The organism is Tsuneonella dongtanensis, assembly GCF_001698205.1.
GTDB classification, from domain to species: domain Bacteria; phylum Pseudomonadota; class Alphaproteobacteria; order Sphingomonadales; family Sphingomonadaceae; genus Tsuneonella; species Tsuneonella dongtanensis.
Genome location: NZ_CP016591.1, coordinates 798,088 through 810,671, shown reverse-complemented (window position 1 = coordinate 810,671; position 12,584 = coordinate 798,088). Strand labels below are relative to the sequence as shown.

Annotated in this window: 8 protein-coding genes and 3 pseudogenes; 6 read left to right on the top strand and 5 right to left on the bottom strand. The window is 63.0% G+C overall.

Annotated elements, in window-relative coordinates; all coding sequences use genetic code 11:
- The first annotated feature begins 14 nt into the window (after positions 1–14).
- Together A6F68_RS15420 and A6F68_RS03985 are read left to right on the top strand one after the other, a co-directional pair.
- The gene (locus tag A6F68_RS15420; RefSeq protein WP_157096638.1) at positions 15–1,337 is read left to right on the top strand and encodes a hypothetical protein; all 1,323 of its coding nucleotides are present in this window, start codon (positions 15–17) and stop codon (positions 1,335–1,337) included.
- A complete protein-coding gene (locus tag A6F68_RS03985) occupies positions 1,222–2,409 on the top strand; it encodes an alkaline phosphatase D family protein (RefSeq protein WP_157096637.1) in 1,188 nt (395 codons plus the stop codon). Before A6F68_RS15420 ends, A6F68_RS03985 begins: the two co-directional genes overlap by 116 nt.
- A gap of 2 nt (positions 2,410–2,411) precedes the next feature.
- On the opposite strand, the gene A6F68_RS03980 is transcribed toward A6F68_RS03985, so the two are convergent.
- On the bottom strand, positions 2,412–3,494 hold the full coding sequence (locus A6F68_RS03980) for a hypothetical protein (protein ID WP_084001606.1): 1,083 nt from the start codon (positions 3,492–3,494) through the stop codon (positions 2,412–2,414).
- 98 nt (positions 3,495–3,592) lie between these two features.
- Positions 3,593–4,705 (bottom strand): annotated as a pseudogene (locus A6F68_RS03975) (cellulase family glycosylhydrolase).
- Between the two features lie 255 nt (positions 4,706–4,960).
- On the opposite strand from A6F68_RS03975, the gene A6F68_RS03970 reads away from it, so the two are divergent.
- Together A6F68_RS03970 and A6F68_RS15415 are read left to right on the top strand one after the other, a co-directional pair.
- Positions 4,961–6,754: a family 43 glycosylhydrolase gene (locus tag A6F68_RS03970; RefSeq protein ID WP_232308195.1), complete on the top strand. Its 1,794-nt coding sequence runs from the start codon at positions 4,961–4,963 to the stop codon at positions 6,752–6,754.
- A gap of 43 nt (positions 6,755–6,797) precedes the next feature.
- A pseudogene (locus A6F68_RS15415) lies at positions 6,798–7,822 on the top strand (2-dehydro-3-deoxygalactonokinase).
- Here the strand turns inward: A6F68_RS15415 and A6F68_RS03955 are convergent.
- Entirely contained in the window at positions 7,744–8,538 is a 795-nt protein-coding gene (locus A6F68_RS03955; RefSeq protein ID WP_067676614.1) for a FadR/GntR family transcriptional regulator, read from the bottom strand. The pseudogene A6F68_RS15415 and the gene A6F68_RS03955 overlap by 79 nt on opposite strands.
- A gap of 48 nt (positions 8,539–8,586) precedes the next feature.
- Positions 8,587–9,741 carry an aldose epimerase family protein gene (locus A6F68_RS03950; RefSeq protein WP_067676611.1) on the bottom strand — a complete coding sequence of 385 codons (1,155 nt, stop codon included), beginning with the start codon at positions 9,739–9,741 and terminating at the stop codon, positions 8,587–8,589.
- A gap of 205 nt (positions 9,742–9,946) precedes the next feature.
- Between A6F68_RS03950 and A6F68_RS15315 the strand changes: the two are divergent.
- Together A6F68_RS15315 and A6F68_RS03945 are read left to right on the top strand one after the other, a co-directional pair.
- A pseudogene (locus A6F68_RS15315) lies at positions 9,947–10,015 on the top strand (hypothetical protein); the annotation flags it as partial.
- 67 nt (positions 10,016–10,082) lie between these two features.
- Positions 10,083–11,444: a sulfatase gene (locus A6F68_RS03945; protein ID WP_067676608.1), complete on the top strand. Its 1,362-nt coding sequence runs from the start codon at positions 10,083–10,085 to the stop codon at positions 11,442–11,444.
- A 6-nt stretch (positions 11,445–11,450) separates the two neighbouring features.
- On the opposite strand, the gene A6F68_RS03940 is transcribed toward A6F68_RS03945, so the two are convergent.
- Positions 11,451–12,539, bottom strand: coding sequence for an isocitrate/isopropylmalate dehydrogenase family protein (locus A6F68_RS03940; protein WP_067676605.1), 1,089 nt, complete (start codon positions 12,537–12,539; stop codon positions 11,451–11,453).
- Between the last annotated feature and the right edge of the window lie 45 nt (positions 12,540–12,584).

Sequence of the window (12,584 nt, the reverse complement as noted above, 5' to 3'; positions counted from 1 at the left end):
CAGGGAGATGGATCGTGAGGAGATCGCGAGATAGAGAAATCGCGAAGGGCCAGAACGAGAGCCTGATCGGCGGCATCAAGCTTGCGCGGCGCCCCATCCTGGCCGGACTTGCTGCGGGCGGATTGGGTATATCGTCGGTTGCGAAGGCGCAGTTCGTGCCCGTCGAGGAGCGAAAGTCGAAGGGCTCGCGACGCTGGCTCGGCCCCGACTGGTGGGCAAATCGCCTGCAGGACTGGCGCCGCGCGGGCGACTGGATCAAATGCACGACCGGCGAAGCGACGATGGAGGTCCGCACTGCGGCGCTCCTCAGCCGCGAGCTGGCGGCCAGCGGCAACGGCTCGATGGCGATGACGGTCGCGGCCGACACCGCATCCGGAGCAGGTGGGTTTGGCGGCTGGCTGCTCGGTGTCGGGGCCGGCCGGCTCCATCCCCTTGCCGCCGCGCTCGCGCAGCGCGGCTCTGGCGCAGGGGGAGGGATCATGGCCGTTGTCGATACGCAAGGTCGCCCACATTTCCGCGAACACGCCAGCGAAAGCGCGCCGCTTGCCTTCGCGATGCTCGACAGCGACAACGAGATTTTCGGCTCCGCAACCGATCTCGGCACCGAGCCACGTCGGTTGGCACTCGACATCGAGGATGCCGGCGGTAGCTGCAAACTGGTGCTCACCGTGTTCGGCACCGACGGTCGCGCGCTTGCGCAAGCCACGCTGAGCGGAGTGCCATCTTCCACCGTCTCGAGCGGGATCGCGCTGGTCTCGTCTCCGCCGACCGGCGCGGCCGGTGCGCGGTTCCGGTTCGCGAACCTCGAGAACGCCGGACCGCGCATCCGGCTCCACCCGGAGCGACGACTCGGTCCCTGCCTGGCGACACTGCATTCGGTGGCCGGTGGGACGCTCAAGCTGGCGGCGCATTTCGGCGTACTCGCAGATGGCGATCCGAAGGCGGCGCACCTCGAGGTGGATCACGGGGGGGGGATGGCGACGCGCGGCGACCGCGAATATCGGTCTCGGCTCGTGCGCAATCTTCAAGGTAAGCGATTGGGATACATCGCGAGCCGTCCGGTATCGCGTGCTCTACGCCTTGGACGGCAAGCCGCAGCCGGTTTACGAGGGCACGATCCGGCAGGATCCGGCGGAAGTCGGCAAGCCGCTGTCGATCGCGTTGCTGGGCTGCGTCCTGTCGACCCAGCACGCTCTCGAAGACAACATTATAAATCGAGTCGTGCCGCAGGAACGGCGTTTCGGGCGCTACGAACCGGAGAATTTCAACTTCCCCCACTCCGACATCGTCGCCAACACGATCGCGCACGACCCGGACTTCGTGTTCGTGGCCGGTGACCAGTACTACGAGCAGAACCCCACCCGTGTAGCGCGCGACACACCGGATGCCGACCTCGACACGCTGTATCGCTGGCAACAGTGGCTGGTGAGCTTCCGCGACCTGGTGCGTGACCGGCCGAGCGTGCTGCTGATCGACGATCACGACGTGCTTCAAGGCAATCTCTGGGGCAACGGCGGTCGCGTCGCGCCGGAGAGGGACCAGAACCGGGGCGGTTACGTCTGGGGCATCCCGCTGACCCAGATGGTGTACCGCATGCAATGCGGCCACAACCCCGACGCGGTCGACCCCACTCCCATCGATAACGACCTGCCGGTGTCCTACACCGCATTCACTTATGGCGGTGCGTCGATCGCGGTGGTCGAGGACCGCAAGTGGAAAACCAGCGCCGTGCAGGGCGAGGACATGAACGTCCACCGCGCGGAGTTACTGGGGCCACGACAGGAAGCGTTCCTCGCGACGTGGAAGGACATGCACCCTGGCAAGCCCAAGGTCTTGTTGAGCCAGTCGAGCTGGGTCTGCCTGCAGACCGATCCCGAGGGACGCGAACTGACCGACTTCGATTCGAATGGCTACCCGCCGCTTGCGCGCTACCGCGCGACCGCGCTCGCCAAGGCGGCGGGCTGCGTGATGCTGGCCAACGACCAGCACCTGCCTTCACTCGTGCGGATGGGTATCGACACGCACACCGACGGGCCGGTCCAATTCGTCGGCCCGGCCGGCGGCAGCTTCTGGCAGCGCTGGTTCGAACCGGCGGATCGGCTCGATGGCGCACGCGCCGGGATGGAGGATCGGACCGGCGACTGGATCGACGCGTTCGGCAACAAGATCCGGGTTCTCGCGGTCGCCAACCCGAAGATATCGTTCGCCGATTTCCGCAAGCATAACCGCGGTCGCAGCCAGGCGATCAACGATCGGGCGCTGAAATCCGAAGGGTACGGCATCCTGCGCGTCGACGATCCGTCCCGGACCTTCGTGTTCGAATGCTGGCCGTGGGACAAGGGACCGAGCGATGGGGATGCGGCGCAATATGCAGGCTGGCCTTACACCCTTTCGTTCGATGACGTCTGAAATTAGTTGGTCGGCGGCGAGTAGTCCTGCAGCGCCTTGAACTGCTTGAACCAGTAGGGATTGCGACCCGGCAATCCGTTGGCGGCCGGCGCGACCGTGGCTGGGGCCCAGACGCTGTTGAGCAGCCACGGCGTGCGCTCGGCGGTGAATCCACCTTTCGTCATCGAGGAATCTTGGCGGAAACCGTACGTCGCGACGGCCAACTTTCCGGTCTTGCGGAACATCGCCATCTGGTTGCGCAGATAGCCTTTTCGGCTTTCGAACCATGGTTCATTGGACAAGAACGAGTCCCACAGCGGTTGCGGGAACGGGGTCTTCAAGGACGCATCGATGACCTGCCAGACCTGCACGTTTCGCTTCATGTTGTTCGCCTTGGCGAAGGGTTCCGAGACCGAATCTTTCATGTGGGACTGCCAATGCCAGACCAGCGAGAATTCGGTGACGAGGAATTTCTGATCCGGGCGCATCCTGGGCAGGACATAGTCGAGGAATTGCTGCGAAGCCTCGATGGCGGGTAGGTGTGGATGAATGTCGACCCCCGCGATCTCCGGCGTTTCGCGCACGAATTCGAGCCACCGAGCAGTGGTCTCGGTCCGATTCTTGGGCAGGTCGAGCCTGGTCAGTGATCCCATGAAGATCTGCGTGCGGCACGGACTGGAGCAGTGCGTCGCCCGATAATCGATGGCGCGCCGCGCCATCGCTTCATAAAAAGCGTTGAGCGCCGCCCCGCGATCCTCCTCCCGCGTTTCGATAAACGGCTCGTTCCCTATCACGAGCATATCGATCTTGCCCATCGTGGCGGCCAGAACGGTATCGAGCCGCTTTTCAGCACGCGCCCATTCGGTATTACCCTGCGTGGGCAGTGCAGTCCGCATGTAGCGGAACTTCACCGATAGTATCGTGCCATAACCCGCAGCGTCCGCGTTGAGAATGGTGGGGATTGCCCCCGTCTCCGAACCCAGTTTGTCGATCTGCGGCAAAGCCACGAACATGCGCACCCATCGCGACCCGGCCGCGTCGAGTTCGCGCGGGTTGTAATCTTCAAAATTCTCGTTGAAATTTGCACCAAGAGCACCATTGGCCACGGGCTTGTCCTTCGCCGTCGCCTACCAACCCACAGAAGACAATGTGAGGGCAAGGACGACCCAAATGGTGCGCGGAATCGTAAGCGAAAAGGTCACGGTCAGTTCCCTTTAGTCAAAGTGGTGAAAAGATCCGTTTCCGCTTTCCGGTACGGTCGACCATCGGTGTGGAAAATCTCATGAAACCAGATCGTCGGCTCTTTTTGCGTGTACGGTTTGTCCCAACTGTCCCACGGCAGGCGCGTCTGGGTCCGCCCGTCGACGAGGCCCCAATTCATCATGGCCACCTTTTCGCGTTTTCCGATCGGCAGGATTGTGTCGAATGTGGAGCCGTTGCCGCGCGCCATGTACTCCGTGCACAGCAACGGTCGCCCGTATGGCCTCAACTGCGCAATCCGCGCTTCGAACTGCTCTGGCCAACCGTAATCGTGAAATGAGATCACGTCCGACATCTCAAGCTGTATCGTTTGAGTTTTGTTGAGCTTCTTGGCCGCCGGCGACCAATCCGGCCCCAGCCACACACCCGATGTGATCGGCTGGCTCGGATTGGCGGCGCGAGCCCATTCGAAAGCCTGTGGCAGCATTCCCTCGACCAGGGCGATCTTGCCTTCCTGACCCTTGTACTGGAGAGCAAAATTATCGGGCTCGTTCCAAATGTCCCACGCAAGTACGCGGTCGTCCTTGCCGAAAGCCTTCACCACGCCTTGGACATATTCGCGGTATGCGGGATACCGGGACTTGTCTCGCAATCCTGGTACGCCAGGCCCCTGCACCCAGCCCGAATTATGCACGCCGGGGATCGGCGGATGCTGCGGTCCTAGCTTCGGATCGGGATCCCAGCAGCTGTCGAACAGCACGAACATCGGCCGGATCTCGTGTCGCTCCGCGATCGTCAGGAATTCGTCGATGCGTTTGCGGTACCCGACCGGATCGGCGGTCCACAACTGGTCGTGCAGGAACACTCGCATCGTGTTCATGCCTATTGCTCGCGCTCAGCCGAATTCCTCGTGAATGCGCTTGGGGTCCCAAGTCTCGTCCTGCCACATCTCGAGTTGATTTATGGCGCTCGATGGCACGTAATTCGCCCCCACCAACCAGGGTTGGGTCGCGTACCATTCGTTAGCCTTCTGCTCGGTCCATCGGTCGCGCGCATTCGCCGGATTGGCCAATCCGGCCAAGAAGAGCGAACAGACAAGCAGGAGGCGGGCAATCATCGAAAAGCTCCCAAGATAAGCCGTGCACCGGTTGTGACGATGACGTCGGCATGTGCGTCGTAGAGCGCTCCGGTGCAATCTGCAGGTCGCTCCGTTGACTTGCCTGAAAAAATTTATATGCTTTATTGCGATATGACAATGCCGCATATATTTCGATCGACAGCGCTTGCGGCGGGACTGCTTTCGGTCGTTCACTCCGTGCCGGCGATCGCGCAGAAAACACCCGCAGACAGTGTGTTTGCCGACCATCCTTCGATGGACAAGAACGCCACCGTCATGCCGGTGGCAGGTGCAAAACCGGTAGTGGCGGAGTTCGTCGAGCGACCGCTTTCACAAGCCTCGATCGCCTACGCGTCCGACGGCCGATTGTTCGTCACCGGAACCCCACTCGATTCGACGCCGCGCCACGGTCTGCAGTTCTGGGGGCGCAAGGGCGAAAACCAGTGGGAGCGGTTTGCGCCTCGGGTGATCGGTCCCGACCTCGATGCCACCAACCCGGCTGTTCGCTGGACCGCTCCTCATCTCACCATCGTGGCTGATAAGCTGTTCATCGCTTTCGCAGACGACCAGGGATGCGCGCGGATTGCGACGGGAGATGTCGCGCGTCCGGGCGCCGATATGGCCGCCAGCGCCTGCCTTGCGCCCGATGCCCCGTCTCCTTCCCTGTTCGTCGATGACGACGGGTTAGGCTATCTGCTGTGGGGCGGTGGATGGATCGCCAGGCTTGCACCCGGTTTCGCGAAGTTGGCCGAGGCGCCGCGCTTTCTGAAGCCGGACGCGGCAAACTTTGCCGAGACCTTCCCGGCAGGCAAGGACTGGCCCGTTCGCACACGAATCGGCACCGATGGCGCCTTCATGGTCAAGCATGGTGGGAAATACTGGCTCGGGTCATCCGAACAGACGGGTCGGCTGCGCACGGCGACGACCGACCTGTTCCTCGCGGAAGGAAAGACACCTTACGGGCCATTCTCCCGCAGAATGCTTGCAGTTCCTCATGCCGGTGAGAGTTCGGTCGCGAGCATGCCCGACGGTACACTTGCCGCAAGTTACGATCCGGTGTGCGAGGACGACTTCGCCTTTTTCTGCCACCGGATCGGCATCGTCCCGCTCGAGGCCGTGCCCGACGGCCGGCTGCGTCAGGCGGGCAGGATCCTGACAGAAGACAGCGCGGTTGCCGGGCGGCATGCTCTGGTCACCAGCAAGACGATGCGAGACCCGTCCGTTACCGTGGGTGGCGACGGCGCCTATTATCTCGTCGGTACTCTGGACGGGTACGGTTACCAGTTTCCCGACGGCGGCATAAAGGTCTGGCGTTCGACCGATCTCGAGAACTGGACGGATCTGGGTTTTGCCTGGCAGTGGACAGGATTGAGTTACGAGTTCGGCAATATCGCCGAACTCTGGGCCCCTGAAATTCGCTGGGTTCCGGCGGAGAGTACCTTCTACCTTGCCTTTTCGATCATGGAGCGCGGCGTCGGCGGCAAGACCTGGCTGTTCCGCTCCACCAGTGGCAAGGCGCAGGGCCCGTACGAGAACACCGGCAGCAGTTACCTCGTCAAGGGAATCGACGGTTTCCTCTACCCCGAGGGTAAGGACCTCTATTTCCTTTGGGGCGGTGGACGGCTGGCCAAGCTGAACGCTGATCGCAGCGGATTTGTCGACAAGCCGACACAGTTGGTGGACACGGCTGGCGATCATATCGGCTACGAAGGCAACGGGATCATCAAGGTAGGCGACACCTATTTCGTGACGGGCGCCGAATGGCACGGACCGCTGCGCACGCATGGCACCTACGACATGATGTATGCCGCGTCCCAGTCGATCGCCGGACCGTATACGCGCCGCCGCCTGGGTGCGCCGCACGGGGGGCACGGAACGCCGTTCCGCGACACCGAAGGCCGGTATTGGTACACGATGTTCGGCAACGATCCGACTGCGCCGTGGCGCATGCATTTCGCGCTGGTTCCGATCGAGATCGGCGATGCGATGTCGATCAGAACGTTGCCGCTGGAAGCCACGCCACAGCATAACGCGGCGACTGGGCATTGAGATGCGGTCACGGACGCCGAGCGCGTTAACTTGAATCCGAAGATTGAATTTTCGCAGCCAGCGGCCGATTGAATATATCGCGGCGAACTGGGATCGAAGAGGGGGATGGAAGTTTCGAACAAGCGAGAGGAGCGGGTCGACGCTCCGTCGATGGAAGCTGCCTTTGTCGCTGGCGACTGGAGGACAACTGCGGCGCGATTCTGGTTGTGCGACGCACAGGGCAACGAAATCGAAAAGCGCGAAGGCCCGGGGGGTTGCAGCGCTGGCAGCCGAAAGGTCGTTCGGTAGCGCGTTCGATCGCGTGACCGAGGGGTGGCCCAGTGTATCGGTCGTTTTGTGCGGCATGATCGGAAGCAACATGGGTTGGCACGAGGCGGGCTATGCAGACGCTCCGTTGCCGCTGGCGGAGATCGGGGCGCGGGCAATTCGGTTCGATCACGCCGGATGTGAAGTCGCGATCATGCCTGGAGTTCGCTGTACCAATCCTTTCGGCGAACTCGACTTGATGCGCGGGGAGGAAACCCAGATCGTCGGGGCTTGCAATCCAGGCGAAGTTTGCGACGGGTTTTCGCGCTCCCGGAAACGCACAACAAGTGGGTCAAGGTCAGCGAAGATATCCTCGCCGGGTTCCATACCGCCATGAGCGGGGAACTCTTCGCGGCCCTGCAAGAAAATTCGATCCTCATTCCGCCGGAGAGCGATCCGCCGCATCCCGGCGAAGCATTCGACGAGGGCGTCCGCCTCGCCCTGCAGCACGGCGGGGGCAATCTAATGGGTATCTTGTTCGCCGCGCGTACACGCAACGCGTCCGGGTCGGTGCCGGTTCGCGATGCCGCCAGTTTCCTGAGCGGGCTCATCGTGGGCGCCGACGTCGCGGGAGCCTTGCCGGCTCTCGAAAAAAGCATCGAGCCAATCCGGCTGATCTGTTCGAAAGCCTTTCACGCAGCTTCGGTCGTGCACTCGAACTGGCAGGATTCCAGTCGATCCAGTTATCCGGTGGTGGTTGCGCCCGCCGGGGCCTTGCGCGGGCGTTCGGCGCCGTTTTCTGAAGCCGGCGGCGCACCCTGATTCATCAGGTCCAGGGCATCCGTCAGCAGTTTGAGTGCCGCGTGCCGTGCAGCCCGCGCGTCGCGTGCCTCGATCGCCCGATAGACCTGCTCGTGAATGCCCAGTTTTTCGCTTTCGTCTCGTGCAATCGAACCCGTGTACCGGATCGAGAAATGCAGCGCGGTCTCGACCAGCGCCTTCAATCGAGCTAAGAAGATGTTGTGGCTGGCGTCTAGAATCGCGAGGTGGAAGCTGATGTCCGCCGCAAGCGGATCATCGGGCCCGCGGTCTGCCTCGACCATGCGTTCGAAACCCTGACCGATACGCGCGATGTCCTCTTCGCTCGCCGCGTCGCATGCCAGTGCAGAGGCGTGCGGCTCGATCGCGATGCGGATCTCGGTGAACTGGGTCAGCAGCTCGAGCGAAAAATTGCGCGCCAAGGTCCATCGCAAGACATCGGGATCGAACACGTTCCAGGATGACTGCTTGGTCACGGTGGTCCCGCGACGGGGCTTAGCGGTCACCAGCCCTTTCGCGTTCAGCACCTTGATCGCCTCGCGCAAAACGCTCCTGCTCGCCCCGTACCGAGCGACCCGATCCGCTTCGACCGGAAGCAGCTCTCCCTGCGCGAGATTCCCGGTGACGATCGCTTCACCGATCTCGTCGGTGACGCGTTGCGTCAACCGCCCGAGAGTTTGCTCGGGCGGGTCCGACACGAAGCGAGTGTTCTGCGGCATGATGCGCTTATGCGAATGTGGCCCCGGCAAGGCAAGCCCGGCCCGAAGTCAGTTCGTAGCGACAGTATCGAAAGCGTAGATCGTCCGACTGTGGAACGGCTTTCCCGGCCGAAGCGTGGCATCGGGAAAACCGGTCTGGTTGGGCGAATCCGGGAAGTATTGCGTTTCCAGCGCCACCGCCGAACGGTAGGGATAGGCATTGCCACCCTTGCCGGTTACTTTCCCGTCGAGAAAATTGCCCGAATAGAACTGGAGCCCTGGCTGATCGGTCGAAACCGTCATCCTGCGGCCCGACGTCGGATCGACGAGCACCGCCGCGACCCGCATCCCCGATCCGTTCAGCACCCAGTTGTGATCGAAACCACCGCCGAACGTCAGTTGCTCGTTCGACTGGCCGATATCGCGCCCGATCGGCTTCGCGGTCCGGAAATCGAACGGCGTACCTTCCACCGGCGGAAGTTCGCCCGTCGGGATCAGGTTCTTCGTCACGGGGGTATATTTGTCCGCGTTGATCTGCAGCGTATGGTCGAGCACGGTCTTGGCGGTGTTGGCTCCGGCGAGGTTCCAGTAGGAATGCTGGGCGATATTGAATGGGGTGTTCGCGGTCGTCGTTGCGTCGAAATCGACGATCAGCTTGTGATCGGCCGTCCAGACGTAGGTGGTCGAGACGGTCACTTCACCCGGATAACCTTCTTCGCCGTCGGGGCTGACGAGGGTAAATTTCACACCCTTGCCATCGGCTGTCGTGACGGGCTCGCCCTTCCAGACGCGCTTGTCGAACCCGACCTTGCCGCCGTGAAGTGTGTTGGGTTCGTTATTAATCGCGAGCGTGTAGTCCTTGCCGTCGAGCGAGAACTTGCCCTCCTTGATCCGGTTCGCGTAGCGGCCGACCACCGCACCGAAATAGGGACTGTCGGTAAGGTACGGCGCAGCAGTGTCGAAACCGAACGTCACGTCGGCCATTTCGCCCGCCATGTCGGGAGCCTGCAGCGAAAGAATCGTCGCACCGAGGTCCATGATGATCGGGCCCGACCCATCGGCCCCGCGTAGATCCCACTTGGTTACCTCGCGTCCGTCGGCCAATTTTTCGAACGGCGTGCCCGTCATCGCTCCCTCCTCGGTAGTTCCCTCCGGCTGCGTGGCCGCTTGGTCGCAGGCTGCGAGTGCCAGAGCCATGGCCGCACCGATAACGAGCTTGCGCATCTTGTTCTCTCCCGTAAAAAGTATGATTTAACCGGCAGTCCAGCCCACGACAAGTGAGTGATGCAATGATCGGCACATTTCGCGGCATCGCGCTGTTCTGTACGGCGCTGACGCTTCTGGGCTGCGCAATTACTCCGGCGCGGATCGCTGACAAGGGGTCTGCAGCGACCAGCGTCCGAACGTCGTTTTCATCCTGATCGACGATATGGGATTTGCCGACCTGTCGGTCACCGAAAGCACCCAGCTTGCCACACCCAATCTCGACCGGCTAGCCAACGAGGGCCTGCTGATGACGCGGTTCTACGACGCTGCGCCGGTCCGCCCTCCCTCGCGCGCGGGGCATGCGCTTCGACACCGCCTACGCCAACCAGGCGGTCTGCGCTCCGTCGCAGTTCAATCTGATGATGGGATCGCGTTCGTCCTCGACCGGCATCTACAATTTCGGGATGAACATGCGGGACTACTATCCCGACACGGTGACGATGCCGCAGTGGTTCATGCGCGCGGGCTATCACACCGAAAGCATGGGCAAGGTTTTCCACTTCGGCCACGGCACCTATGGCGACGAAGCGAGCTGGTCGGTCCCGCACCACAAGGATCACGTGATCGAGTACCACGGTCCCGCCAGCACCCCGGGCGGAGCGGTCACGCGCGAGGAAGCCTACTTTAACGAGAAGCCGCACGAAGGGGCCATCCTCGAACTGCCCAAGGGCGCGGCGTACGAATCCCCGGACGTTTCGGATGAGACATACGCCGATGGCCGCACTGCCGCTTACGCGATCCAGCGCCTCGAGGCGCTCAAGGGATCGAAGCAGCCGTTCTTCATGGCGGTGGGCTTCGCGCGTCCGCACATGCCATTCTCGGTGCCGAAGAAATATTGGGACATGTACGATCCGGCAAAGATGCCGATGCCGGAATTCGAGGACATGCCCGAGGGCGCTCCGGCGTTTGCCGGAAAGGTCGGCGGCGAGGTCGCGAACTACTTCCCCGTACCCGGAAAGGTGACTGGCAAGGAATATCCCCGCGACCTCGTGCGCACGATGGTCCAGGGATACTATGCCGGTGTCAGCTACACCGATGCGCAGGTCGGCAAGGTTCTCGCCGAACTCGACCGGTTAGGCCTGCGCGACGATACCATCGTCGTTCTCTGGGGAGATCACGGTTTCCACCTGGGCGATCACGGCCTGTGGACCAAGCACACGAACTACGAACAGGCGACGCGCATTCCGCTGATCTTCGCGGGACCGGGCGTCGGCGCCGGCGGGCGCTCGACCGGGCAGCCGGCTGAGACGGTCGACATCTATACCACGCTGGCCTCGCTCGCCGGGCTGTCGCATCCGACCGGACCGCAACCCATCGACGGACTCGACCTGTCGCCGGTATTCGCCGATCCCGCGGCGCGCGTACGTCCTTACGCCTACCACGTGTTCAATCGCCCCGACCGTCTCGGCCAGGCGATCCGCACCGAGCGTTATCGCCTGGTGCGCTGGACCCAGCAGAGGACGAAGGCGCGCGACTACGAGCTTAACGATCTCGTCGCCGACCCCGGCGAACATCGCAACCTCGCCAAGAGCGATCCAGCTACCGTCAAGCGGCTCGATGCCTACATCGATGCGTTGCCCCCGCCGGCCTCGATCTACAAGAAGGAAGCATTCCAGAAGGCGAAACGTGCCGCGAAGAAGGGCGGATCGGACGAAGAGTAGCGGACGCTAGCCCAGCCGTTCGAGCACCGCCTGCCCCACGGCGGCGGTGCCGGCGGACCCGCCGAACTCGCCGGGCAGCAGCGCACCGTCAGCAAAGGCAGCGGACACCGCATGCTCGACCATGCGCGCGGCATCGACCGCGGTGGGCGCGTCGTGCCGATGCCCCAGCCATTCCAGCATCATCGCGCCCGACAGGATCATCGCGGTCGGATTCGCCTTGCCCTCACCGGCGATGTCGGGCGCGCTCCCATGGCACGGCTGGAACACCGCGTGGCTGTCGCCGATGTCGGCCGACGGCGCCATGCCGAGCCCGCCCATCAATGCCGCGCCGAGATCGGACAGGATGTCGCCGAACATGTTCTCCGTGACCATGACGTCGTAGTCCCAAGGCCGCCGCACGAGATTGAGCGCCATGGCATCGACGTAGGCGCACTCGGTCTCGATATCAGGATAGCGCTCCGCAGTTTCGAGGAAGATCCGGCGGAGCCATGCGAAGCTGCCGATGACGTTCGCCTTGTCGATTAGCGTCACCCGCCCCGGTTTGCCCGCGGCCTTGCGCTGGCGGGCCAGATCGAACGCGAAGGCAAACAGGCGCTCGCTCGTATGACGCGTCAAGCGCATTTCGTCGCTGGCGAAACTGTCGTCCTCGGCAATTTTCGTGCGACCGCGACAGTAAAACAATCCTTCGGTCGATTCGCGGATCAGCACCGCATCGAGTGATGCCCCGCGCGAATCGGCGAGCGGCAGCGGGACGCCAGGCACTGTGCGGATCGGGCGCACCCCGGCATAGAGGTCGAACGCCTCGCGCAGCTCGAGTTGCGGGGCGATCTCCGTGCCGTCGGGGTAGCGTACCGACGGCAGCCCCATGGCCGCGAGCAGGATCGCATCCGCTCCGCGCGCGATGTCCATTCCCGCTACCGGAAGCGATTCCCCGGTTCGCGCGTAGTGGGCGGCGCCCGCGTCGACATGATGCCATTCCAGCGACGGCGCGCCCGCGAGGCGCGCTGCCCGGTCGAGGATGTCCAGCGTCGGCGGGATGATCTCGGGCCCGATGCCGTCGCCCGCGAGTACGGCGACCGATAAGGTGCGGGTCACGACAGCAGGTCTCCGGTGCCGACGATCTTCTCGCGCGTCCACGGG